We start from the raw sequence: 24,344 nt of genomic DNA, 5'->3' as shown, positions 1-24,344 counted from the left end.
CCGCATTTGAAAACTGATAAAATGGTAGAAAGCGGAACGGTCAAGACCGTTCCCTACGATTTTAATTCCTAAAAACGAAAGGATAGGTATCCTCCTATGACCAAACCGCTTGCACTGCTGATCCTAGACGGCTTCGGCATCAACAACAGCGATTACGGCAATGCCATCAAGCTTGCGCGTACGCCGAACATAGACAAGCTCTTTTCACAAAACCCCCACACCCAGATCGGCGCCTCGGGCATGGACGTTGGCCTCCCCGACGGGCAGATGGGCAACAGCGAGGTAGGCCACACCAACATCGGCGCGGGCCGCATTGTGTATCAGGAGCTTACCCGCATCACCAAATCCATCAAGGACGGCGATTTCTTTACAAACAAAGAGCTGCTTGCCGCGGTGGAAAACTGCAAAAAGAACAATTCTGCCCTGCACCTTATCGGTCTGCTCTCTGATGGCGGCGTGCACAGCCACAACAGCCACCTGTACGGTATTCTGGAGCTTGCCAAGAAGGCCGGCTTAACCAAGGTGTTCGTACACTGCCTGATGGACGGCCGCGATGTTCCCCCCACCTCGGGCGCCGGTTTTATCAACGACCTTGAGGCCGAGATGGCGCGCATCGGCGTAGGCAAAATTGCCACCGTGATGGGCCGCTACTACGCTATGGACCGTGATAACCGCTGGGAGCGCGTAGAGAAGGCATATGCCGCTATGGTGTACGGCGAGGGTGTGCCCAACGAAAAGGCACTCGACGCGGTAGAAAAATCCTACGCCGCCGAGGTAACCGACGAATTTATTGTGCCTGTAGTCGTAACCCATGGCGCCACCATCGCACCGCAAGACAGTGTCATCTTCTTCAACTTCCGCCCCGACCGTGCGCGTGAGATCACCCGCACCTTCGTAGACCCTGATTTCACCGGCTTTGAGCGCCGCACCGGCTTCTTAAAGCCTTACTATGTATGCTTCACACAGTACGATGCCTCGATGCCCAATGTACATGTGGCGTTTACCCCGCAATCGCTGGCCAACACCTTCGGCGAGTATATCTCCGGCAAGGGCTTAAAGCAGCTGCGCATTGCCGAAACCGAGAAGTATGCCCATGTAACCTTCTTCTTTAACGGCGGCGTTGAAAAGGTGTATGATGGCGAAGACCGCGCACTCATCGCCTCCCCCAAGGTAGCTACCTACGACCTTAAGCCCGAGATGAGCGCCTATGAAGTAACCGACGAGGTGTTAAAGCGCATCGCAAGCGACAAATACGATGTGATTATCTTAAACTTCGCCAACTGTGACATGGTTGGCCACACCGGCATTCTAAGCGCTGCGGTTGCGGCTGTAGAAGCGGTAGACACCTGCCTCGGCAAGGTAGTGGACGCCATCAACCAAAAGGGCGGCGTTGCGCTGATTACCGCCGACCACGGCAATGCCGACCAGATGATGGAGCCGGACGGCTCGCCCTTTACCGCACACACCACCAACCCCGTACCGTTTGTGGTTGTGGGCAAGAGCTGCGCCCTGCGCGAACACGGCAGGCTGTGCGACATCGCCCCCACCATGCTCGAGCTGTTAAACCTGCCCCAGCCCGCCGAGATGGACGGTATATCGCTCATCGCCCATTAATTTTTTAAATTCAGACCCGTTTTGTGGTGGTTATTATGGGCTATCCTTGCCTATCGTATAAACCCAACAACAACGTCTATAATAATACCGAACCGTTTTCCTGCGGTTCGGTATTTTTGTATTATATAGAATTATATAAACGAATTAAATACTGCAAGATTTTGAACAGATTTATAATTTTCGGCATTACAGTCGCCCGCTATTGAAAATAAAGCGTTTTACGGTTATAATAAAGGCATAAATACTAGTTCCTGTTAAAAATAAAGGAATTTTTAACCACGGCACATACACACGACTATAATTAAAACAAACTGGAGGATTAACAAATGAGAAGAGGCTCAATCTTAGCCGCAATCGGCTTTATTACAGTGGTTGCAGGTATTGCCGCCGCGGTTTACTACTTTGCAAATAAAAAGGGCTTTAACTGCTGCTGCTTTGGCAAAAAGCATGAGGACGACGACGTGATTATCGTAGAAAACAGCGACGATCTCGGCGACTTTGCTTCTCCCGATACTGCCGAAGACACTATCCCCGTAAACGACAACACCAATCCCGCAGAATAATCGCTGCACATAAAAATTGCCGCAGTGCCCTTGGTGGGGTGCTGCGGCTTATTTTTATGCCTAAATCAACTAGAAGCTGATCAATTCGTTATAGCTGCGTACGGCAAACGAATCGGTCATGCCCGAAAGGTAATCCAGCACCGCCATGGTATAGTCGCGCTGGGATTCCTTCACTTGGTAAAGAATGCGGTTGCCAAGCTTTAATTCCGCGCGCCGCTCTGCGGTGGTAAAATCCCAGTACTGCTCCAGGTAGCCGGCAAACTGCCCGAACAGCTCGGGGTAGTACCTGGCAAGGGCGGCAAGCGCCTTTGGTGTCTGCGCGCCGTCATAGCCCTTTATCAGCGTGTCGTACAGCTCGGTAAGCACCAGCTTCGCATAACGGAAGTAAGGCTCCAGCCTCGGGTGGCGGTAGATGTTTTTGTAGTTAAAGTCCTTAATCATCTTCATCGCACGAAAGTTATCCTTTGAAAGTGCAATACCCTTTTGGGGTGAGGAATTCTCGCACAGGTCCAGGATGAACTCGTGTATCAGTACGGTGTTGTTGATCTCTTTTATCTTGATGTCGCGCAGCGCGGGGCTCTGGAACAGGATGGCCTGCAGCTCGTCAATGCGCGCGTTATCCAGTATCCCAAGGGTTTTCGCGTCCTCGATATCCCGCCCTAGGTAGGCAATCTTGTCGGCAAGCTTTACCACGCAGCCCTCCCATGTAAAGGGCGCAAACTGGTTCTTTACGCGGTAGGTTTCAAGGTCGATGGCCTCGTCGCGGGGCTTTATGCCGTTCTGGTCCACCTCGCCGCAGTGGGAGACAATCCCGTCGCGCACCGCGTAGGTAAGATTCAGGTTTTTGCGCAGGCCCTTGTCGTTTTCCAATAGCTCAACGCCCTCTACAAACCGCAGGCCGTTGCGCTCGTGCCAAAAGCTGTCCTTTAAGTCGCGCTCGCTCAGCTCGGCCAGAACGGTTTCGCCAAGATGCCCGAACGGAGCGTGGCCAAGGTCGTGCGCCGTGGCGATTGCGCGGGTAAGCTCGGTGTTCAGCCCCAGCGCGTCGGCGATGGTGTAGCTCACCGAATCCACATGGCTCACATGCTCGATGCGGGTGCAGATATGGTCATTCTGCGGGCTGAAAAACACCTGTGTTTTATGCTTTAAACGGCGATAGGCCATCGAGTGCAGGATGCGCGTGTAGTCGCGCCCGAACTCGCTGCGTATATCGCTCTGCCGCTTATAGATGTTCTCGGCGCGCGCTATCATCTGCATATATTTAGGGTTGCTTGGGCGTGCGGATTGCTCCGTAAAGAGGTAGCCTTCCATAAAATCGCTGCCCTTTCTATCACCGCTGTGTAATTCTCTGTAGCCTACAACTCAATCTCGATATGCTTGCCTGCCGGCGTGTACTGGCGATAGGTTATCCCCGCGGAATCCATCATGCGCTTGGCTGCTATCACGCTTGCGCTGTCGGCGTATTTATCACTCAGGTAGATAACCTCTTTAATCCCCTTCTGGATGATGGCCTTGGTACACTCGTTGCAGGGAAAGAGGGTGGTATACACCTTAAACCCGCTTAAGCTTCCGCCGTTATAGCTCAGGATTGCGTTGAGCTCCGCGTGGCAGACATATACATACTTGGTATCCAGTGCATCGCCCTCCCGCTCCCACGGGTAGATATCGTCAGAGCAGCCCGCGGGCATTCCGTTATAGCCCACGGTGGCGATGCGGTTGGTATCGCTTACAATACAGCAGCCCACCTGCGTGCCGGGGTCTTTGCTGCGCATGGCTGAGATCAGTGCAATCCCCATAAAATATTCATCCCATGAAAGGTAGCCCTCACGTTTTGGCATAACGGTTCTCCTTCTTTCCATCCAAATCCAGCTGCTTTATAACAGATAGTTAATAATGAATTTATTGTATCATAAGCTGTTAAAATGTCAAAGTATTTACCCTTGTGTCTGCTTTAAAAAGAACAAAAAGGCTGCATCGCCCGCAAAGCTTGGGAGGTGCAGCCTTATAGTTGATTATTTAAACCAGTCTTCCAGATTAAAGACTGCGTCCGCCGGCTGAGAGGAAGAGGGCGCTTCAGAGCTTGAAGAAGAAACCGCCGCCTTCACCCACGGCTTTTCGTAGTTGAGGTTCTTAATCCAGTTAATCTGAACCGTGGTGTTGGCCGCGAAGCTGTTATTAATAAACAGCACCTCTTTAATGCCGTTATCCTTTACAAACTGGTCGAAGTCCTTTTCAAAGTAACGCTGGTCCACCACATATACGGTATCGTAGTGGCTGGCAAGGTAAGGGGCAAAGGCGTTGCCGAACGATTCCTTCACCACCGCAATCTTGCGGCCCGTTCCCGCGTTGGAGTGGATGACAAACAACGGCCAGTCACCCGAAAGGAACATCGAATAGGTGTTGGAGCCGCCCGCCTTCATGGCATACAGCGAGGTTTGCAGCGGAGTGTTGCGCGCGCCGCGCCGGTATAGCTCACAGGTGGTTTCGTACGGGATAAGGTAGTAATCCATATAATCAGGGTGTGCCTTGAGCTTTGGCTCCTGCGTGGTGCGATACAGGCTGCCCACAAAGTTCTCCTTACGGCCCTTGGTCATCTTCTCAAGCGGCACGGGGGTAAGCCCAACGTCCTTGCAGAACCCGGTGTATGCGTAGTAAGCGGCCAGCGGTGTCCAGTGATGGTCGGTTCTGAAGTACAGGTACTCGCTCTTATGGGCAGCAAGCGCGTCATAGGCGCTGCGGATAGGGGTAATGGTCGGCCCGAGGCTTGCGTAGATAAGGTCGATGTTCGCCTTCTGAGAGCCGGAAAGATGCTTATATTTATCGGGCAGGTTAAACTCCGATTGCGTGGGGATTACAAGGTTATAAATCTTTACATCGCTGCCGAACTGCTCCTGATACCCGGTAATCACCTTCGCGTAGCGCTGTCCTTCCTTGCCGTTGGTGCCAAACAGCGACATTGCCGTATCCCCTATTACAAACAGGCCGGACTTCATCTCGCCGTCCAACTCCTGCAGAGGGTTTTCCGCCACAGCGGAACTGCTCTGCGGTGCCGACGATTCCTCTGAGGAAGAGCCGTCCGAAACGGCAGGCAGTGAAGAAGGCGGTTGCTGTGAAGGGGTGTTATCCTCCGGCTCGTCGGTTACCACCGGCACGGTGCCGTGAATGGATACATCATCATCGTTAAAGCCCTTCAGGCTGTTATATTGCGCCGCAAGTTCAACCATCCGCTCCCGGTAGGGAAAGGTATCGGCATAATGTGCATCAAACTGCTTTTCAAACGAACCATCCAGTATTGCTTTCAGTGAAAAGGCTGGCATCTTTGAAAGCTCCCTGCCCTCAAACTCGGAATTTACCGGCTTTGGAAGCACCAATGCAAGCAATGCCACCACCGCAACAACCACCGTCATCACCGCGATGTTAATGCAGACGGGCAGTGTAACGCGGTCGCTAACGGCATTAAAATGCAGCTTGGTTCCGGTTTCTTCGGTTTTTACCTCAATATAGGCCATAATTATGACCATGCCTTTCCGGCGCAAAACGCCAAAGAAAAATTGCATCGGCTTGGCCGCTTGGGTTCTATCGGCAGCAAGCTATGTAATACCAGTTTAAAAATGCAGACATTTCTTAGACGAATACAACGTGCAAGGAATCAGAACCGGTAATACAAAAACGGGTTGAAGCTCTGCCCAACCAGCAGCATGGTACAGATACCCAGCATTACAACGTTTGCCACAACCTGAACCGAGCTGATGGCGGTGTAAACGGGGGAATCCTCATACAAGCGGTCATACAAAAACTTGCGCACCCATGGTACAACCGGCAGCGCGCTTACCATAGCAATAATAATCCAGACGAAGTTGGAGGAGAGGGTTATGCCCAGCGCGGTATCAAACAGGCCGTTGGCGCCAACACCAAACAAAAGGCCGATAAACTGCCCCAGGCGGGAGATGTCGGTGAAATAGAAGAGCGCCCAGCCGATTACTACAATAAACATCAGGTAAAGCCACGAGAAAAACTTGGGGATTTTCTGCAGCAGCTTGAGCATTACCAGCTTCTCTATTACCAGCAGCACGCCGAAATACAGCCCCCATAATATGAAGTTCCAGCTGGCACCATGCCACAGGCCGGTTAAAAACCATACCACAAAGATATTGAAAAACTGATGCCTGCGGTTGCCGCCAAGCGGGATATATACATAATCGCGGAAGAAGCTGCTTAAAGACATATGCCACCGGCGCCAGAAATCGGTTACCGAGGTGGCGATATAGGGGTAGTTAAAGTTTTCGAGGTAATGGAACCCGAACAGCCTGCCAAGACCGATGGCCATATCGGAGTAGCCCGAGAAATCGAAATAAATCTGCAGGGTGTACATCAATATGCCAAACCACGCGCCCGCCACCGAAAGGTTGGAAAGGTCGCCGTTCAGGTACTGCCCCACAAAAACACCGGCAGCGTTTGCGATAATCACCTTTTTGGCAAGCCCCACAATAAAGCGGGAGATCCCCCTGCTTACCTCTGTGGCGGTAATCCGGCGGTTATCAATTTCCTCGGCAATATCGCTGTAGCGAACAATGGGGCCCGCCACCAGCTGATGATACATCGATACATACATCAAAAACTTGATAGGGTTCTTTTGCGCCGCAACCTCGCCGCGGTAAACATCAACCATGTACGAAAGCATCTGAAAGGTATAAAACGAGATGCCGATGGGCAGCGCAATCTGCGGCACAGGAATAGCGGTATGCAGCACGGCGTTAAGATTTTCAACAAGAAACCCGCTGTATTTAAAGATGCCCAAAACCCCGAGGTTTGCAACCACCGAGGCAATCAGCGCCGCCTTTGCCCCCCATGTACCGTGGCAGCGTTCCACCAGTAAAGCGAGTGCATAATCCAGCAGTACGCTGCCAAGCAGCACCCATATCATTACCGGCTCGCCCCATGCATAGAAAAACAGCGAGAAAACAACGAGCACGATATTACGAAAAGTTTTGTTTTTTGTAACAAAATAAAAAATCAGGTTCAGCGGGAGAAACAGATAGATAAAAAACAGATTTGCGAAAATCAAAACCTTTCCTCCCCTACTTGGTCATCTGCTGGTAATGTCACCCGAAATAGCGCCGGGTGGAGCTTTTTTTGCTTAAACGTACGGTAACCCCCAAAGGCCTAAAATCGCTGCAGGGCAAAGTCACTCAAAGTTTATTATATATGCTGAAAGGTAAGAATTCAATACAAAGAGCCGCTTACAAAACAGATAATTTTTTCCTGACGTCTGTAAGGTGTTTGTGCAAACTACCAGTGCCGGTTTCTAGTATTTTTGCTGCACTGTAAACCGATGTTGTACTATGTATTGTGCGAAGGCTAAACGTGGTTGCCCATTTTCTCCTGTGAATTCAATCGGGGGATGCGAAAACAGTTTCAGATGAGAAAAGCCGCTCCGATGAAGGAGCGGCTTTTCGGAGTACGTATGAAAGTTACCTGTTAGTAAATTACTTGGAAGAAGCAGCAGAAGAAGCAGCCTCAGAAGAAGCAGCAGCAGAGGAAGCAGCTTCAGAAGAAGCAGCAGAGGAAGCAGCCTCAGAAGAAGCAACCTCAGAAGAAGCAGCTTCAGAAGGAGCAGCCTCAGAAGAAGCAGCTACAGAGGAAGCAGCTTCAGAAGCAGCGGGGGTAGAGGAAGCAGCAGCGGTGTCGCCGCAAGCAGCAAACATCATAGCAGCAGCCATAACAACAGCAGATACAGCAAGAACTTTAGCAATATTCTTCATAACAAATCCTATCCTTTCCTTTTCCGCAAGCAATGCGGATTGAGGCTTACGCCTCCGTGTTTTTACTTCATACTTCGTGGTTTTCAACAACACAGCGCCTGTTTGTTTGGCTATGTTTCTCAAACCGTTGTTCATTATAGCGCATCATAAAGGCTAAAACAATCAGTAAAACGACGGTATTTACACAATCTTTACTGATAATACTGTGAAGATTTTACGAAATCTGTTGTGCATAAATACCAATTCCGGCAGATAATATTGTGTTTATGTAAACACAAACGGCTTGATTACAGGGTTCCAAGGCTGTTTTCCGGTTTATTCCACTTGTTCTATTCCAATTCTCAGTATTTACAGTGAATAGTACCCATAGTAAAGTTACTCGCGGATGGTTTGTATATATCTTCGCAGGCTGATTCCCTGAAAGCGCAGGGTGATAAAATAAACCGCCAGACAGATTGCGGCTGAAAGTATAATGGAAAAAGCCGCAGTGAACGTACCCAACAGCAAAATAGATATCCTTGCCGCGAACACCGCTGCCAAAAAAGAAAGCAGCGGCTTTATAAACCAGTTATGCACGCGCAGCGAGAGCCCGGTGGTGCGCACAATGAAAAACGTGTTAAACGCAGCACCGAACAGGGCGCTTACAAGGTCGCCGATCACATAGCCCCACATGCCCACCCCGGGGGCAGCGGCAGCAAACCATGTAAACAGTATATGTATCACCGAGCAGAGCACAATACTCAGCGAGGAGAGCTTCTGTCGCCCCACCCCGTTTAAAATGCTGCCCGTCACCACCTGGTAATAGGTGAAAAACGCCGCCGCCGTAAGCGGCGCCATAAAATTGCCCGCCGCGGGCTCGTTATACAAAAGCTGTGCGATCTCTTTGCCCAGCGGCAGCAGTACGGCGCAGGCGGCAAACGCGATAATGCCGGTGGTATGAATCCCCTTTGCCGCCTTTCGCCTTACATCCTCGGCGTTCTTCAGCGCGCATGCCTCGGCCAGCTTTGGCACCAGCACCGCGGTAAGCGGGAAGATAAACGCGGCAGGCATCATTAAAAGCGGCATTGTCATGCCTGTCATAATGCCAAAATCGCTTAACGCCTGTGTCTGGCTCAGGCCCGCGAGCATCAGGCGGCGCGGCAGTATTACCGTGGTGGCGCTTGCCAGCAGGTTATTTAAAAGCCCCGCAAACGAAACCGGCAGCGCCGCGGCAAACAGCGTTTTGGGGATATCGGCCTGCGGCTTGCCCTTCCATTCCTCCAGCTTTGCAGAATAAGCGAGACAGTCCCTCTTTTTTAAGCATCGTTTACGAATAAGATACCATAGGGATAAAAATGTCGAGCTGAAAACCTCACTTACCAGCATCCCCGTAACAATCAGCGCGGCTGCCACCCCCGGGCTTGCTCCGGCAAAGAGTATAAGCAGCCCCAATACGGCACCCATGCGTATAAGCTGCTCGCAAAGCTCCGACACAATAGGCGGGTAGATATAGCGTATTCCCTGAAAGTGTGCCTTAAAAAGGTTTTCAATCCCGGTAAGACACATACAGGGCAGCAGGATGAGCAGCGCGGCACGGGTTCTAAAGTCGCCCAGAATATTGGCGGCGATGGGCTTGCTCCACATAAAAATAGGAACTGCAATAATCGCAAACTGCAGCAGGTACAGCAGGATGGCGGTACGCACCGCGGTGGCTGAAGCCTTTGGATTGTTCAGCGCTTCATACTTGGCCGATTCCTTTGTGAGGGCAAGGGTTAGCCCCCACAGGGCAAACGACTGCACCACGCTGTAAACCGGCATCACCAGCCCGTACACACCCATCCCTTCGGCGCCGATCAATCGAGAAAGGGCTATGCGGTAGATAAACCCCAACAACTGCAGCCCGACGGAGGAGGCAGTAAACATCAAAACAGCGTAAAATACCGAGCGTTTGCGTATTTTCAAGCGGCATCACCCCAAAAATATGTATATGGTTTTGTCCGCCCTTTAATACTGCCGTTCTTTAATTCCAACGCTGCCATTCATTTCAACGGAATAATCGCTCGAAATTACGAAAAAAATGTCGCGGTTGGCAGTGTTTTTTTATAACCCGTATGCTATAATAATGTTTGCCAACCCAAAAATATATTAATAAACTTTCCCTATTTTCAACATTACCGGATTAAGATATTTTTAGGCAACGGTCTATGGCCTGCCTTTGGCAAAAATCATTGCAATTATCCCGATAACCTTCATCGTTTTCTGTGGAATTGCCGCCAGAAAGGATTTGCACTTAAAATGAGCTTAGCTTTTGTTAGAAAAGCCACCCCATTCGACGCACCAAAAATCTATAATCTTATCGTACTCGCCTACGCTGAAATAAACAGTGAATTGAATCTGCCCGGCGGTGTCGCCGCCCTAAAAGAGACCAGTGCCGATATCCTCAGGGATCTGGAGCACAAAACCGTGCTGGTCTGCACCAAGAACGGCAAGGTGGTCGGCACCGTGCGCTATCAGGTTTTCACCGACGCAAGCGGCGCGAAGATTGCCTATATCAGCCGTCTGTGTGTGCTGCCGGAGGAGCAGCATTCGGGCATCGGCTCGCAGATGCTGCAGGAGGTTGAGCTTCAGTGCCGCGCGCTGAAGATTGATGCGCTTGCCCTGCACACCCCCGCAAAGAAAACCAAGCTCGTGATGTTTTATTATAAAAGCGGCTTTTATATTCGTGCGGTAAGTGAAACCAAGGGCTATGCCAGAGGGCTGTTTTACAAGGAGCTTACCGAACGGAAGGCCGATTTATCGGTGCTGGAAGGGCTATAATTTAAAAGATGAAATCTGTTAAGCCCAATAATCGGTGCAACGGTTATTGGGCTTGAATCGCTTCTGCGGCAAAACGGCATCGTTACTTTTGCTTTTGGGTGTAAAGGCTGCAAGAAAGGGCGTGATTGTAAATGGCCGAACGTTGCACGGTCTGCCCGCGCCGCTGCGGCGCGTTAAGGGAAAGCGCGGCCACTTTAGGCGTATGCAAAATGGTGGATAACCCTGTGGTTGCGCGCGCCGGTGTGCACCTGTGGGAGGAACCGCCCATCAGCGGCACCAAAGGCTCGGGTACGGTGTTCTTCAGCGGCTGTTCGCTTGGCTGCGTGTTCTGCCAAAACCATGCCATCAGCCACGAAAACTACGGCAAGGAGATTACGGTAGCCCGCCTGCGGGAGATTTATTTTGAGCTGATTGCGCAGGGTGTGCACAACATCAACCTTGTAAACCCCACCCATTTCACCAGGGCGATTGCCCAAAGCCTTACCCAACCCCTGCCGGTACCGGTGGTATACAACAGCAGCGGGTACGAGCGCGTGGAATCTCTGCGACTGCTTGAAGGTAAGATTCAGGTGTATCTGCCCGATATGAAGTATGTAGACAGCGCGGTATCCGAGCGGTACTCCCGCGCGCCGGATTACTTTGAATACGCCTCCAAGGCAATCAGGGAGATGTACCGTCAAACAGGTGATTATGTGCTGGATGAAAACGGGCTGCTGAAAAGCGGCGTGCTTATCCGCCACCTGATATTGCCCGGGAATACCCGCAACACCCTTGCGGTAATTAACTGGGTAAGGGCCACCTTCCCGCCGGGCAGCGTGCTTTTCTCGCTGATGAGCCAGTATACCCCCTGCGGAGAGTTAAGCGGCTGCCCCGAGATCAACCGCCGCATTACCATGCGTGAATACGAGAAGGTGCAGAACTATCTGTTTGAAAGCGGTATTGAAGACGGCTTTTTGCAGGAGCGCTGCGCCGCAAAAAAGGACTATATCCCCTGCTTTGACCTAAGCGGGGTTTAACCGGTAAAGAGATGAAGGGAAGCCGTCTGGCTTCCCTTCATCTCTTAAATAGAATTATGGATAGTATGCTGAGGCTCATCCGGTTATTTTCTGGCAACGAGCATCGTGGTGTTTCCCAAGCGGAATACCTGTTCAACCTTTGTAAATCCGGCGTTTTGAAGCATTTTCAGCTGATTTTCTACCGTACAGGGCGTATCGTAATGATAAAACGCCTCTTCGGGAAGATTCATTTCATTATGGATGCGAGCATTCTCAGCGTAATAAAACTCTTCCTCCTCTATGCTTTCCACCATATAATCGCACTCAATATATATTCCGTTTTCGTTTAAGGCGTTAACTATCCTCCTGTACAGGCCGGTCTTTGCATCATGAGAAAAATGGTGCAGCGTTTGAAAAGAAACCGCACAGTCATATTCCCCTGCGCCAAGGTCAACATCAAAATAGCTTCCGCAGATCAGGCTGATGTCCTTATCCGCATGCTTTTGTTTAAGCTTATCAAGCATTGCTTGGGTAAGGTCAATCCCTGTCACCTGAATATCCGGCAGCAGCTTAAAAATCTCATCAAGCTCCAGCCCCGTGCCGCAGCCAAGGTCAAGCAGGGCTTTACAGCTTTTTGGTATCAGCCGTGCCATTTCCATATAGGCCTCTTTACAGCCATTAACATTCGTAAGCATATGCTCGTCGTAGCTCTCGACGCGGGCTGCAAAAAAATTGTCCATCTTTTCAAGCTTTTCTTTGCCCCAAACAGCCTCACTGGGGATAATCTTCATCAGGCAGATTTCGTCGCCCATTTTAATGCTTTTTAACAGCTCTACGTCAACCGCACAGCCAAAGGCCCTTTCAAAAAGAACCTTGCTGTACCCGGTAGTACATTGGCACCAGGTGTTTGTTTTCAGTCTGTCCACCGTGGCAAGCATCGGGCAGGGGCAGAACCCAAACTGCAGGTAAAGCTCTCCGTCTACGCAGGATAACCCTGCCGCCCTTGCTCTTTCCCGGCTTGCAAACTCCTCCATGCTCGACGAGGATTCCACCAGTTTTTTCACAAGCTGCAGCCTTTCGTCCATGCCGTACCCGCATTGGCAGTTCATGCGAATCTGCTTCACAACCGGCCTGTCGAAACGGGTTTCGAGCCTTAGCATAGCGAATTTTACCCACGCCGCATTATCCTCGGCTGAGGCCTGCCCGTTTTCGCCATATACAATCTGGGCAGCCGTTTCATCGTTGCTTGCGCCTTTAACCGCGTTAAAGAGTACCTGCTCTTGGATTTTTCTAATATCAAACATCATAAACCTCAATTCTCAATGGTTTGTGAACTGTGGCTTGTGAAACTGCGCAAATAAAAAAGCACACCAAAAACAGTGTGCAAATACAAGGTATTCACACAGCTTTACCACGATTCACTATTCTTCAAAGCGTACAACAAACCAAGGCTACACTAAATAGCCTTCCTGCGTATCCTGTTCAAAGGTTAGTGATAGATCGGATCAAGCATGTGAATATGCCCTTTCATTATAAAAAAGTACTGCTTGATAGTACCATAACAAATTCTTCTTGTCAACATGCTCCCTTTTTGGTAAGAACAATGCTTGAGGAAAGTGTTTATGTGAAGGATACCGTCAACAAAATGCCATCCGTCAGGCGGACAAGATTGCAAAAGCCCTTGAACCAATCAAAAAAGCGGTGTGCCGGAAGATTCACCTTTTTTCGACACGCCGCTTTCATTTTTACTCAACGTTTACTGCTGCTCCTCATACCGCACAAGTGATTGATAAAGCCGCGTGCGGGTGTCGACGATCACATCCAGCGCAATGCCGTTTTCGCCGAACTGTTCTTCTATCAGCTTGCCCTCGGTGCGCACCTGCGCGGCCAGCCCGCCCTCGGCATAGGGGATGGTCACCCGCATACGGCGCGTCGTCTCCTTCAGGGTGGCGGCAACTGCCGTTAGCAGCTCATCAAACCCCTCGCCCGTTTTGGCCGAGATGTACACGCGGCCCTCGCCCGGCAGGGGCCTTTCTGACAGCATATCACATTTGTTATAAACGGTAAGTATCGGGATACCGGAGGCACCGATCTCCTCCAAGAGCGTGCGGGTAACCTCCAGCTGCGTTTGGGTTTCGCTGCTGGTGATATCGCACACATTTAAAATGATATCCGCGCCCGCGGCCTCCTCCAAGGTTGACTTAAACGCCTCAATCAGCTGGTGCGGCAGCCTGCGGATCAGCCCTACCGTATCGATCAGCACGATATTCCGCCCGTCGGGCAGCTTTAGCGAACGCGCCGTGGGGTCGAGGGTGGCGAACAGCTTATCCTCCGCCAGCACCCCCGCGTCGGTAAGCGCGTTTAAAAGGGTGCTTTTACCCACGTTGGTGTACCCTACAATAGCGGCGGTGAGCACACCGTTCTTCTTGCGGCGCTTGCGCAGGTCCTGCCGCTGGCGGGTAAGCTCCTCCAGCTCCTCCTCCAAAAACGAGATGCGCCTGCGGATATGCCTGCGGTCGGTCTCCAGCTTGGTTTCACCGGGGCCGCGCGTGCCGATGCCGCCGCCCAAACGCGAAAGCTGGGTGCCAAGCCCGAGCAGACGCGGCAGACGGTAGCGCTGCTGCGCAAGCTCCACCTGCACCTTGCCCTCCTTAGAAACCGCACGCATGGCGAAGATATCGAGAATCAGCATGGTGCGGTCGATGACGCGCACCTTCACGATATCCTCAATATTGCGTATCTGGGCAGCGGAAAGCTCGTGGTCGAACACCACAAGGTTTATCTCGTTCTTTTCGCAGAAATCGCACAGCTCGGCAAGCCTGCCGCTGCCAAGGCAGGTGGCGTTATCGGGCGCCTCCCGCTTCTGGGTAACCGAGGCCACCACCTCGGCGCCCGCGGTTCTGGCAAGCTCCGAAAGCTCGGCCAGCGACACCTCGATGTCGTATTCTCCGGTATCCACCGCCGCCAGTACCGCCCGCTGCTGCTCTTTGTTTTCATACAGTTCGGCCATCCATCAATCCAGCCTTTCACGCAGATGATTCAATAGGGTTGTAGGGGCGGGCCTATGTGTCCGCCCTGGATTTGTGTCTGCCTCTGGGGATTCGTAGGGGCTAATCAATCGCCCACGGTATTTTATACGACCTCCGGTAATGCTGCGGATGCGCAATGCGCGCCCCTACCGGCATCATGGGTTATAAAAGTTCATAACACAACGGTCAAAGCCGTTCCCTACACAGATAAACGCACCCTCCAAAGCCTAAACTCTCTCCCTCTTAGGGGTGCTTTCTACTAACAACTAATCTCCAGCTACTACTTGCCCACCCCCAACTCCCTCCCGCAACGAAGGAACATTAAGTCTGCAAGCTGCTTCGCGGGAGGGGGAGGAATGTGCGGGGGGCTTCGCCCCCGCACGGGTACCCCCGTATGTTCACCGCATTCTGCGGTGGTATGTAGGGGGCGGCGTTCTCGACGTTTCGTTTTCCTTGCAGGGGAGGCCATCGGCCTCCCGCGGTATCCATGCGGCGTCCGGTGATACCGCGGGCGCTTAGTAAGCGCCCCTACATCCTCACCGTGAAATAGTGAAAAACACGCGGGCGGGATAACCCCGCCCTACGGAATCCCGATTGAGAATTGTAGGGAACGGTCTTGACCGTTCCGGTCGCTATCGTTTTGTTAGCATTAGTTTCGCGGGAAAGCGTAATCCCCTCTACCATTATATGTCCTATCCGCAAAGGCGGATAGGCGTATTATTCCACCGCGTAGTTGCCCAAAAAGCGCAGGTATTCCAGCTCGCTGTTCAGGTTCTCCAAAAGCTCCCGCACCTTCGGCTGGCGTACATTGCCGTCAAACTCAAAGTAAAACAAAAACTCAAACGGCACCTCGGGGATAGGGCGGGATTCAATCTTGGTAAGGTTTAAGCCACGTGCCGCGAAGCGCGAAATCAGCCGGTGCAAAGCGCCCGGGGTGTGCGAAAGCTTCAGCACCAGCGCAATGCGGTTGGCCTCTGGGGCGGCGGCAGGGGTTTTGGTGATGAGGATAAACCGCGTATAGTTATTCTCCGCATTCTGCACCTCGCTATTCAGCACCTCTAGGCCGTAAAGGCGCGCGCAGTCCTCCCCCGCCAGTGCCGCCGCCGTTTTGTCGCCCAGCTGTGATACATACTGCGCGGCTGCCGCGGTGGTGGAGTAAGGGATGCCGGTAATCTGCCGGTTCTGCGAAAAGAACCCGCCGCACTGCGCCAGCGCCTGCGGGTGGGAGTATACACGCGTAATGTCGCCAAGCTTCGCCCCGGGAACCCCCAGCAGCGAATGCGTAATCTTCAGGTTATAGCTTTTTACAATATAGCAGCCGTCGCTGCGCAGAAGGTCGTACACCTGCGTAACCGAGCCTGCGCTGCTGTTTTCGATGGGCAGCACGCCATACCGGCACCTGCCGCTTACTACCGCGGCAAACACATCCTCGAACCGCTCAAAGCAAACACGGTTCGGCTCCTGTAAAAGGCGCCCGGCCGCGACATAGGAATACGCACCCTCTACACCCGCGCAAGCCACCGTCGCCCCACCGGGGATGGGCTGCGAATTCTCGGCCGCCTGCAGCAGCATCTGCGTCAGCGCACCGGGGGCTGCCACCTGCTGGTTGGCCTTGCTGATATCCATAATCGAGGTAAACAGCATCTGCGCGGGGATGCGATACTCCTCGCCCGCCAGCTCGCCCACCCGTTTTAACAAGAGTTTCTCCCGCTCGGGCTGATAAACAGGTAAACTGTTAGCCGCCTTGTAGGCGGCAACCTCCTTCACCAGCCCCATGCGCTGCTTAAACAACGCAAGCAGCTGCTCGTCGGTCTGATCTATTTCCACGCGAAGCTGGTTTAAATCCTTCAAAGGATACCATTCCTTTCAATACGGTAGAAAACGGCCTTGACCGTTCCGCTTAGATATCAGGTCTACTTTTGTAAATACAGGTTCGTCAGCGCCACCGCCGCCGCGGCCTCCACGCAGGGCACCGCACGCGGCACCACGCAGGGGTCGTGCCTGCCGTTAATCACAATGGCAGCGGGCTTCATCTCGGCAAGGTCCACCGTCTGCTGCTCCTGCGAAATAGAGGGGGTAGGCTTGAACGCCGCCCTGAACACCAGCGGCATGCCGGAGGTAATCCCCCCAAGGATGCCGCCGTGGCGGTTGGTTTTGGTTTTCACCGCGCCGTCCTTGATGATAAAGCTGTCGTTGTGCTCGCTGCCCGTCATGCGCGCGGCGGCAAAGCCCGCGCCGAACTCCACGCCCTTTGCGGCGGGAATCCCGAACAACAGGCTTGAAAGCTCGCCCTCCACGCTGCCGAAGATGGGGCTGCCAAGCCCCGCGGGTAGCCCGATGGCCGCACATTCCACCACGCCGCCCACCGAGTCGCCTTCCATGCGCTTTTGCTCAATCACGGCAAGCATCTGCTCGCCCTTGGCGTCGTCGTTTACCGGCAGCGGCTTCTTCCACAGCGCGCGCAGCAATTTAGACGAGATTGCTGTATCGTCAAACGGGGTGTCGGCAACGCCGCCCAGCTCATAGATATGCGCGCCAACGGTAATGCCCTTGCCCGCGAGGTACTGTTTGCATAAGGCCCCCGCAAAAACAAGGGGCGCTGTCAGCCTGCCAGAAAAATGCCCGCCGCCGCGCGGGTCGTTATACCCGTGGTAGCGCACAAAGCCGGTGTAATCGGCATGGCCCGGGCGGGGCTTGAGCGCGATATTCTCATAATCCTTAGAGCGCGTGTCGGTGTTCTGAATCACACAGCAGATCGGTGTGCCGCAGGTTACGCCGTTTAAGATGCCAGAAACCACCTGCGGAACATCAGGCTCCTTCCGCTTGGTGGAATAGGCCTGCCCTGCGGGAGCGCGCCGCGCCATAAAGCGCTCTACCTCTTTAAAGTTTATCTCAACGCCCGCGGGAAAGCCGTCGATCACCACGCCGATACCCTCGCTGTGGCTTTCGCCGAACACCGATATTTTAAGCCTGTCGCCCCAGATTGATGACATGAAAGTTCCTCCCGGTAATACATCTTATATTTATAACAGTTCGTAAAAAAGGTTCTCTTGTGAAATTTGTTCTCGTCTCTTGTATTGGCTTCCATTGGCCGTCCGCGGTATCTATACCGCCTCCGGTAAACTGCAGGCGCGCAATGCGCGCCCCTGCGGATATCAGGGGTTATGGGGGTATTGCAAAACGGTCAAGACCGTTCCCTGCATTGTGAAACGGATTGCAGCACCTCAAAAAAGTCGGGGTAGGATTTGCTCACGCACTCCGCACCGCGGATGACAACAGGGCCTTTGCACCGCAGCGCCGCCACCGCCGCCGACATGGCAATGCGGTGGTCGCCGAAGCTCTGCGCCTCGCCGCCTGTCAGCTCCGGTTTTCCGATAATCTTAAACCCGTCGTCGGTCTGCGTAATATCCGCGCCAAACCCGCCGAGCATGGCGGAAACCGACGCCAATCGGTCGGATTCCTTTATACGAAGCCGCGCGGCCCCTTTTATAATAGTAGTACCCTTGGCACAGGCCGCAATCACAGCCAGCACCGGCACCAAGTCGGGGATATCCGCGGCGTCGATTTCAATGCCCCTTAGCCTTCCCTGTTTTACCGTAACCATACCCGCCTCATGGGATACCTGCGCGCCGAAGCGCTCCAACAACGGCAGTATGGCACGGTCGCCCTGCAGGGAATCCTCACTCAGGCCCTCGCAGCCCACCTCTCCGGAAAGTGCTGCCGCTGCCAGCAAAAATGCGGCGCCCGAGTAATCGCCCTCCACGCGTATATTACAATTTGTATATCTTTGATTTCCTTTTACAGAATAACCGTTTCCCTTCTCCTCTACGGTTATACCGAACGCCTTGAGCGTTGAAACCGTCATGTCCACATAGGGCTTAGATTCCAGCCGGCCCTCGATAATAATCTCACTGTCGCCGCTTAGTAAAGGCAGCGCAAACAGCAGCCCTGTTACAAACTGCGAGCTGACTCCGCCGCCTATTCTATACGTTCCGTTATTCAGATTTTCGCTTATACTAAACGGCATATTGCCCGCATAGTCGGTTGTAATACCGTTTCTGCACAGCTCGTCCACCAGCATATGGATAGGGCGGCCGGGCAGCCTGCCCTCGCCGGTAAATACCGCGTTTACCCCCAGCGCCGCTGCGATGGGCAGCATAAACCTCAGGGTAGAGCCGCTCTCGCCGCAGTGAATCCCGGCGCTATTGGGCGGGTTTACAATCCCGATTATCCTTGCGCTGTCATCATCGCGTTCTATCTGTGCACCCAAAGCCTCGCATGCCTTGATGGTAACTGCAATATCGTCATTCACCGCAAGGCCGCTGATATAACTCTCGCCCCCAGCCAGTGCCGCCGCAATCACGGCGCGGTGGGAGGCCGATTTGGAGGAGGGCGCCTGAAACCTTCCGCTTACGGAGGAAGGGTGTACAATCTTATCCATCGTAGTGATTCCGCCTTTCGTAGGGGGTAGGGTTAGAATGTAGGGGGCGGCGTCCCCGACGCCCCCTGTTATCTCACCCGTTAAAGGTTTGATTGTAGGGGCAGCCATTGGCCGCCCGCGGTAATATATTCGCGCTGGGGCAACGGCCGGTTTGTAGTAAACGGTCTTAACCGTTGCGCAAAGATTCTTCCCAGCCTTGCAAAAGCCCACCCCCAACCCCCTCCCGCGTATCGGGCCAGTATAGGCATTAAGGCCTTTTGCGCGGGAGGGGGATATTCGGCAGGGGCTTCGCCCCTGCCTGCATTCTCCGTTACCGGTAGAGAACCTCGGCGCCCCATAATGCGTTTGTAGGGGCGATTATCAATCGCCCGCGGTATTTATACAGCGTCCGGTGAAATGGCTGGTGTATGTTCGCCCCTACTGTATCCCCAGTATCCCCTTCAAATCCTCGTTCTTTGCGGTATACAAAAACGCCATGCCAATCTCATGCAGCAGCACCAGCGTAATGCTGTCGCCCTCACACTTTTTATCGCTAAAGCAGTGCGGATACAGCTCCTGCATCGAATAGCCGGTTTCGGTTTTCAGCCCGTGGCGGGCAATGCACGCTGTCAGCCGCTTGGTATTGATGCCGTCGGTCAGGCGCATTCGCTGTGAGATCTGCGCAATCAGCACCATGCCCACCGCAACCGCCGCCCCATGGGTAACGGTGTAGCCGCTTTCGGCCTCGATGGCATGCCCGAGCGTGTGCCCGAAGTTTAACAGTGCGCGCAGGCCCTTATCGAATTCGTCCTTCTCCACCACCTCGCGCTTGATGTCAATACAGCGGGTAATAACGCTGATGGTGTCGCTATACAAAGCACCCTGCTCCAGCCGCTTAAACAGCTCCGCGTCCCAGATGGCGCCGTACTTGATCACCTCCGCCGCACCGTCGGCAAAGGTCTCCTTGGGCAGGGTGGCAAGGGCGGATACATCGCACACCACCAGCTTGGGCTGCCAGAACGCCCCCACCAGGTTCTTGCCCTCGGGGATATCCACCGCGGTTTTGCCGCCCACCGAAGAATCCACCTGAGCCAGCAGCGTGGTGGGCAGCTGCACATACGCAACCCCGCGCAGATAGGTGGCCGCGGCATAGCCGGTGATGTCGCCCACCACGCCGCCGCCCAGCGCAATCAATAGGTCTGAGCGCGTAACGCCGCTCTTATTTAAAAACGAGTAGATGCCAATCAGCGTTTCGTGGCATTTGGAGGGCTCGCCGTTTTTAATGGTATGGCGCGCAACCTCAAAGCCCGCTTCAATCAACGAGCACTCCACCCTATCGGCATAGAGCGGCGCCACAATATCATCGGTAACAATCGCGGCCACGCGTGCCTTGGGGGCAACCTTGCGCACCTCGGCGCCGCACCGCTCAAGCAGGCCTTCGCCGATCTGCACATCATAGGGCGAGCCGGTTTTTACATGGATGGTGTTCACCTGCATCGAAATACCAATCCTTCCGTAATAATCTCGTTGACAGAACCGCCAGCGCAAATGCGCGCCCCTGCCATAATTACATCACCCTGCCAAAGAACGCGGCGGCGCCCTTAATCTTCTCCATCACCCCGTCAAACTGGTCGGGGGTAAGCGACTGCGCACCGTCTGAAAGCGCCTTTTCGGGGTTGTTGTGCACCTCTATAATCAAACCGTCCGCACCCGCCGCAAGCGCCGCGAGCGAAAGCGGCAGCACCAGCGAGGTGATTCCCGCCGCATGGCTTGGGTCTACCACCACAGGCAGGTGCGATTTCTGCTTTAATATCGGTATCGCCGAGATATCCAGCGTGTTGCGGGTGGCGGTTTCAAAGGTGCGGATGCCGCGCTCGCATAATATTACCTGTGTGTTGCCGCCTGCCATAATGTATTCTGCGCTCATCAACAGCTCTTCAATCGTGTTGGCCAAGCCGCGCTTTAGCAGAATGGGCTTTTTCAGCTTGCCCAGCTCCTTTAAAAGCTCGAAGTTCTGCATGTTGCGCGCGCCCACCTGAATAATGTCCACCGTTTCAAACAGCGGGATGTGGGAGGCACTCATAATCTCGGTAACGATGGGCAGGCCGGTCTGCCCGCGCGCCTCGCTTAACAGCTCAATACCCTCGGCACGCAGCCCCTGAAACGCATAGGGAGAGGTTCGCGGCTTGAACGCGCCGCCGCGCAAAAGGTTCGCGCCCGCCTTCTTTACCCGTGCGGCCACCTCGCAGATCTGCTCCCCGCTCTCTACCGAGCAGGGGCCGGCAATCACCTGAAAATGCCCGCCGCCAATCTTCAGCCCGCCTACCTCTACAACGGTATCGTTCGGGTGGAACTTGCGGTTGGCGTTTTTATACGGCTCCTGAATACGCTTCACACTCTCCACGATGTCGATGGAGGCGATCTGGTCGATATCCACCGCCGAGGTGTCACCAATCAGCCCCAGAATGGTGGTCTGGGTGCCCTTTACCGGGTGAACCTGCACCCCGTAGCTCTGCAGCTGCGCTATCAGCCTCTGTAATTTTACATCATCCGTGCCCTGTTTTACAAGTACAACCATATGAATTTACTCCACCTTTCCGGGAATTGTGCGGTTTCGGCTCGCCGAAAAGCACAAAACCCTGAGTTTGAAAGATTGATCTTTCAAACTTTTGACCTTCTCCTTTTCTCATGTTTGTTGATAAAAATAAAAGGGGCTGATGCTTTACCGCTTTAAAGCATCAGCCCCACTATTCCGGTTTGTATTCCCTTCGGTTACGAAGGCATAAACATTACCCGTCGGTCTGATGTTTTTTTGCAGCAAAAAAAGCCGGCGCTAAAGAAATAGCCCAAGCTAATAAAGTAAAAAAATCCTATTGCTGCTGCAAAAAGATTCGCCATACGAGAAATGTTCTCCTTTCCTCAGGGTTTGTTACAGTATATCGTGCAAGAGCTTGTTTGTCAACAACTTTTTATAATCAAAGCCGGTTTAAGGCTTATGGTAATTTGGTATAAAAAACGGAAAAATCAGTTAGATTAACACTTTCACATCTTCGGTTGCTTGCTATTACGCAGGTCGGGTGTTACAATAATACTAATCTTCGTAAACGGATATTTGTTTTTTTACAATGTTATTGAAGCATTATCATCAAAAATCTCGTTAGTATAACCGAAAGCACAAGAAATACATTGAAGATGGAGGGAACCGCTGTGCCGAATAAGCGCCTGCTTGCCTTGGTTGCCGTCGTTATATTCCTAACCGCCCTGCTCAGCGGCTGCGGCTCCGATGATAGCACCACCTTTCGTTACGATATCTCTTCCGAGCCTAAGAACCTAGACCCGCAGGTTTCCGCCGACCCTGTCTCGCTGCTCATCATACAAAACACCTTCGAGGGCCTGATGACGCACGACAAGGACGGCAACCTGATTAACGGGGTGGCCTCGTCCTACACCGTTTCAGACGATAAGCTCACCTACACCTTTACACTGGATGAGAACGCCTGCTGGGTGTTGAATAATAAAAAGCAGGATCCGGTTACGGCGCACGACTTTGTATTCGCCTTTCAGCGTCTTTTCGATAAATACACCGGTTCACCCTACATCAAGCAGTTCCTGTGCCTCAAGAACGCCGCCGATATCATGGCGGGCAAGCAGCCCAAGGAGGCGCTGGGGGTGTATGCCACCTCGGCAACCCAGCTTACCGTAGAGCTAGAATACCCCAGCGACGGTTTTCTGGAGCTTACCACCACCACCCCCGCCATGCCCTGCAATCAGCAGTTTTTTACCCAAACCAAGGGCAAGTACGGCATGGATAACAAGAATATCGTCACCAACGGGCCGTTTAGCTTCTATTCATGGAAGCAGGGCAAAAGCCTTGTACTGTCAAAAAACGAGTATTATACACATGCCGCCGATGTAAGCCCGGAGGTAGTGGGGCTTTACCCCGGCAAGTCAGACACCGAGGTGCTCAAACGCTTTTTAAACGGCACCACCGATGTAATGAGTGTTTCGGGCGAGAAGATTGAATCGCTGGTTCAGCAGGGCTACGGGTACGCGCAGTTTCAGGATACAACCTGGGCGCTGGTATTCAACACAAACGATAAGGTCTGCTCAAACCGCAATATCCGCTTGGGCCTTGCAAGCGCGTTTACCGGCACCGCCTACCAAAACCAGCTTCCTATCTGGCTGAAGAACGCGGGCGGCTATGTTCCGCCGGTGGTTACCTTCGGCGGGCAGCCCTTCCGCAAGGCCGCTGGGCTGAACATCCTGCTGCCCTACCTGCCCGAGAATGCGCTTGCAAGCTTTCAGCTCGGCACCTCCGAGCTGAGCACCTACGAGCCCAGCATCACCATCCTCTGCCCCGATACCGAGCCGTTCAGCTTTTTGATGCAGTTTACGCAGCAAACCTGGCAGAGGGATCTTTCAGCCTTTGTAAGCCTTAAGCGCATGCCGCTGGAGGATATTCAAACCGCCATGAAGTCCGGCAAGTTTCAGGCGGCACTGGTTCCGTTTAAGCCGGATAGCGACAGCGCCTACGATATGCTTTCGGCCTTTACCTCCGACTCTCCCAAGAACATCATCGGCTATGCCGACGTAGATTATAACAGCCTGATAGCGCTGGCCTCCTCCTCGCCCGAAAAGCAGGCGGGGGATTACCTCAAGCAGGCGGAGCAGAAGCTCATCAATGATGCCGTGCTCATCCCGTTTGCTTATCAAACCAGCTTCTACGCCCTCTCTAAACGCAGCAAGGATATCGTCATCACGCCCTTCGGCGGAAGGCTGCTGTTTAAATACGCGCAGAAGGTTAAGAAGAAATAGCACAAAAATCAAAACCACCAGTTAAACTGGTGGTATGCACCAGCCCTAAAAGGGCATATTACTGGCACAGCGTCTCAAGACGCACTGAATGGTTCCGCCAACCGCATTACTATTACGGGCAGCCGCTAAAGCGGCTGTTCGTTTTTCATGCCTTTGTTTCCTTGCTACCCGTGAACGGGTCTATGTATTCTTTGAATGATATTTGATCTGAAGCTATGTCTTCTTGTAATTGGTTTTTGATATATTCTTCAATTACTTTTGCATTTCTTCCTACTGTATCAACATAATATCCTCTGCACCAGAAATGCCTGTTCCCATACTTATACTTCAAATTTGCATGCCTATCAAAT

General features: G+C 52.9%; 19 protein-coding genes and 1 pseudogene. 5 read left to right on the top strand and 15 right to left on the bottom strand.

Annotated features, from left to right (window positions below):
* Nucleotides 1–96: 96 nt before the first annotated feature.
* Complete coding sequence (gene gpmI / locus BLR50_RS11665; RefSeq protein ID WP_092642433.1) at nucleotides 97–1,614, top strand: 2,3-bisphosphoglycerate-independent phosphoglycerate mutase; 1,518 nt, start codon at nucleotides 97–99, stop codon at nucleotides 1,612–1,614.
* A 326-nt stretch (nucleotides 1,615–1,940) separates the two neighbouring features.
* A complete protein-coding gene (locus BLR50_RS11660; RefSeq protein WP_092642430.1) occupies nucleotides 1,941–2,177 on the top strand; it encodes a hypothetical protein in 237 nt (78 codons plus the stop codon).
* Between the two features lie 69 nt (nucleotides 2,178–2,246).
* Here the strand turns inward: BLR50_RS11660 and BLR50_RS11655 are convergent, their stop codons facing one another.
* From BLR50_RS11655 to BLR50_RS11630, 6 genes are all read right to left on the bottom strand, one after another.
* A complete protein-coding gene (locus BLR50_RS11655; protein ID WP_092642427.1) occupies nucleotides 2,247–3,488 on the bottom strand; it encodes a deoxyguanosinetriphosphate triphosphohydrolase family protein in 1,242 nt (413 codons plus the stop codon).
* A gap of 44 nt (nucleotides 3,489–3,532) precedes the next feature.
* The gene (locus BLR50_RS11650) at nucleotides 3,533–4,015 is read right to left on the bottom strand and encodes a deoxycytidylate deaminase (RefSeq protein WP_092642424.1); all 483 of its coding nucleotides are present in this window, start codon (nucleotides 4,013–4,015) and stop codon (nucleotides 3,533–3,535) included.
* A gap of 174 nt (nucleotides 4,016–4,189) precedes the next feature.
* Nucleotides 4,190–5,698, bottom strand: coding sequence for a DHHW family protein (locus BLR50_RS11645; RefSeq protein WP_162840417.1), 1,509 nt, complete (start codon nucleotides 5,696–5,698; stop codon nucleotides 4,190–4,192).
* Nucleotides 5,699–5,826: 128 nt separating this feature from the next.
* Nucleotides 5,827–7,242: an MBOAT family O-acyltransferase gene (locus tag BLR50_RS11640; protein WP_092642417.1), complete on the bottom strand. Its 1,416-nt coding sequence runs from the start codon at nucleotides 7,240–7,242 to the stop codon at nucleotides 5,827–5,829.
* Nucleotides 7,243–7,663: 421 nt separating this feature from the next.
* Nucleotides 7,664–7,939 (bottom strand): hypothetical protein, encoded by a 276-nt coding sequence (locus BLR50_RS11635; RefSeq protein WP_162840416.1) that lies wholly within the window; start codon nucleotides 7,937–7,939, stop codon nucleotides 7,664–7,666.
* Between the two features lie 375 nt (nucleotides 7,940–8,314).
* Complete coding sequence (locus tag BLR50_RS11630) at nucleotides 8,315–9,880, bottom strand: oligosaccharide flippase family protein (protein WP_092642414.1); 1,566 nt, start codon at nucleotides 9,878–9,880, stop codon at nucleotides 8,315–8,317.
* 333 nt (nucleotides 9,881–10,213) lie between these two features.
* Between BLR50_RS11630 and BLR50_RS11625 the strand changes: the two genes are divergently transcribed.
* Nucleotides 10,214–10,735 (top strand): GNAT family N-acetyltransferase, encoded by a 522-nt coding sequence (locus BLR50_RS11625; protein WP_092642411.1) that lies wholly within the window; start codon nucleotides 10,214–10,216, stop codon nucleotides 10,733–10,735.
* 131 nt (nucleotides 10,736–10,866) lie between these two features.
* Nucleotides 10,867–11,751, top strand: coding sequence for a radical SAM protein (locus tag BLR50_RS11620; RefSeq protein WP_092642408.1), 885 nt, complete (start codon nucleotides 10,867–10,869; stop codon nucleotides 11,749–11,751).
* Between the two features lie 83 nt (nucleotides 11,752–11,834).
* On the opposite strand, the gene BLR50_RS11615 is transcribed toward BLR50_RS11620, so the two are convergent.
* From BLR50_RS11615 to aroF, 8 genes and pseudogenes are all read right to left on the bottom strand, one after another.
* A complete protein-coding gene (locus BLR50_RS11615; RefSeq protein ID WP_341465421.1) occupies nucleotides 11,835–12,383 on the bottom strand; it encodes a class I SAM-dependent methyltransferase in 549 nt (182 codons plus the stop codon).
* Between the two features lie 108 nt (nucleotides 12,384–12,491).
* Nucleotides 12,492–13,034: pseudogene (locus BLR50_RS14600) on the bottom strand (DUF6144 family protein); the annotation flags it as partial.
* A 452-nt stretch (nucleotides 13,035–13,486) separates the two neighbouring features.
* Nucleotides 13,487–14,740 carry a GTPase HflX gene (hflX, locus tag BLR50_RS11610; protein ID WP_092642405.1) on the bottom strand — a complete coding sequence of 418 codons (1,254 nt, stop codon included), beginning with the start codon at nucleotides 14,738–14,740 and terminating at the stop codon, nucleotides 13,487–13,489.
* 736 nt (nucleotides 14,741–15,476) lie between these two features.
* Nucleotides 15,477–16,610 carry a bifunctional chorismate mutase/prephenate dehydratase gene (locus tag BLR50_RS11605; RefSeq protein ID WP_092642402.1) on the bottom strand — a complete coding sequence of 378 codons (1,134 nt, stop codon included), beginning with the start codon at nucleotides 16,608–16,610 and terminating at the stop codon, nucleotides 15,477–15,479.
* Between the two features lie 62 nt (nucleotides 16,611–16,672).
* Nucleotides 16,673–17,752: a chorismate synthase gene (gene aroC / locus BLR50_RS11600; protein WP_092642399.1), complete on the bottom strand. Its 1,080-nt coding sequence runs from the start codon at nucleotides 17,750–17,752 to the stop codon at nucleotides 16,673–16,675.
* Between the two features lie 191 nt (nucleotides 17,753–17,943).
* Nucleotides 17,944–19,200 carry a 3-phosphoshikimate 1-carboxyvinyltransferase gene (gene aroA / locus BLR50_RS11595; RefSeq protein WP_092642396.1) on the bottom strand — a complete coding sequence of 419 codons (1,257 nt, stop codon included), beginning with the start codon at nucleotides 19,198–19,200 and terminating at the stop codon, nucleotides 17,944–17,946.
* Between the two features lie 417 nt (nucleotides 19,201–19,617).
* Complete coding sequence (gene aroB / locus BLR50_RS11590; protein WP_242871758.1) at nucleotides 19,618–20,676, bottom strand: 3-dehydroquinate synthase; 1,059 nt, start codon at nucleotides 20,674–20,676, stop codon at nucleotides 19,618–19,620.
* Nucleotides 20,677–20,746: 70 nt separating this feature from the next.
* The gene (aroF, locus tag BLR50_RS11585; RefSeq protein WP_092642393.1) at nucleotides 20,747–21,757 is read right to left on the bottom strand and encodes a 3-deoxy-7-phosphoheptulonate synthase; all 1,011 of its coding nucleotides are present in this window, start codon (nucleotides 21,755–21,757) and stop codon (nucleotides 20,747–20,749) included.
* Between the two features lie 614 nt (nucleotides 21,758–22,371).
* Here aroF and BLR50_RS11580 point away from each other — a divergent pair.
* A complete protein-coding gene (locus BLR50_RS11580) occupies nucleotides 22,372–23,994 on the top strand; it encodes a peptide ABC transporter substrate-binding protein (protein WP_242871759.1) in 1,623 nt (540 codons plus the stop codon).
* Between the two features lie 145 nt (nucleotides 23,995–24,139).
* Here the strand turns inward: BLR50_RS11580 and BLR50_RS11575 are convergent.
* On the bottom strand, nucleotides 24,140–24,344 hold a 205-nt coding region (locus BLR50_RS11575; protein WP_205408699.1), incomplete at its 5' end, for a transposase.

It is taken from the genome of Acetanaerobacterium elongatum, assembly GCF_900103835.1.
Taxonomy (GTDB): Bacteria; Bacillota; Clostridia; order Oscillospirales; family Ruminococcaceae; genus Acetanaerobacterium; species Acetanaerobacterium elongatum.
The sequence above is the reverse complement of the archived record's forward strand: the minus strand, read 5'-3'. Positions and strand labels throughout refer to the sequence as shown.

Excerpts from the sequence above, each read along its gene's own strand:
- gpmI (WP_092642433.1), top strand. The coding sequence starts at position 97 with ATGACCAAACCGCTTGCACTGCTGATCCTAGACGGCTTCGGCATCAAC.
- BLR50_RS11660 (WP_092642430.1), top strand. The coding sequence starts at position 1,941 with ATGAGAAGAGGCTCAATCTTAGCCGCAATCGGCTTTATTACAGTGGTT.
- BLR50_RS11655 (WP_092642427.1), bottom strand. The coding sequence starts at position 3,488 with ATGGAAGGCTACCTCTTTACGGAGCAATCCGCACGCCCAAGCAACCCT.
- BLR50_RS11650 (WP_092642424.1), bottom strand. The coding sequence starts at position 4,015 with ATGCCAAAACGTGAGGGCTACCTTTCATGGGATGAATATTTTATGGGG.
- BLR50_RS11645 (WP_162840417.1), bottom strand. The coding sequence starts at position 5,698 with ATGGTCATAATTATGGCCTATATTGAGGTAAAAACCGAAGAAACCGGA.
- BLR50_RS11635 (WP_162840416.1), bottom strand. The coding sequence starts at position 7,939 with ATGAAGAATATTGCTAAAGTTCTTGCTGTATCTGCTGTTGTTATGGCT.
- BLR50_RS11625 (WP_092642411.1), top strand. The coding sequence starts at position 10,214 with ATGAGCTTAGCTTTTGTTAGAAAAGCCACCCCATTCGACGCACCAAAA.
- BLR50_RS11620 (WP_092642408.1), top strand. The coding sequence starts at position 10,867 with ATGGCCGAACGTTGCACGGTCTGCCCGCGCCGCTGCGGCGCGTTAAGG.
- BLR50_RS11615 (WP_341465421.1), bottom strand. The coding sequence starts at position 12,383 with ATGGCACGGCTGATACCAAAAAGCTGTAAAGCCCTGCTTGACCTTGGC.
- hflX (WP_092642405.1), bottom strand. The coding sequence starts at position 14,740 with ATGGCCGAACTGTATGAAAACAAAGAGCAGCAGCGGGCGGTACTGGCG.
- aroC (WP_092642399.1), bottom strand. The coding sequence starts at position 17,752 with ATGTCATCAATCTGGGGCGACAGGCTTAAAATATCGGTGTTCGGCGAA.
- aroA (WP_092642396.1), bottom strand. The coding sequence starts at position 19,200 with ATGGATAAGATTGTACACCCTTCCTCCGTAAGCGGAAGGTTTCAGGCG.
- aroB (WP_242871758.1), bottom strand. The coding sequence starts at position 20,676 with ATGCAGGTGAACACCATCCATGTAAAAACCGGCTCGCCCTATGATGTG.
- aroF (WP_092642393.1), bottom strand. The coding sequence starts at position 21,757 with ATGGTTGTACTTGTAAAACAGGGCACGGATGATGTAAAATTACAGAGG.
- BLR50_RS11580 (WP_242871759.1), top strand. The coding sequence starts at position 22,372 with ATGGAGGGAACCGCTGTGCCGAATAAGCGCCTGCTTGCCTTGGTTGCC.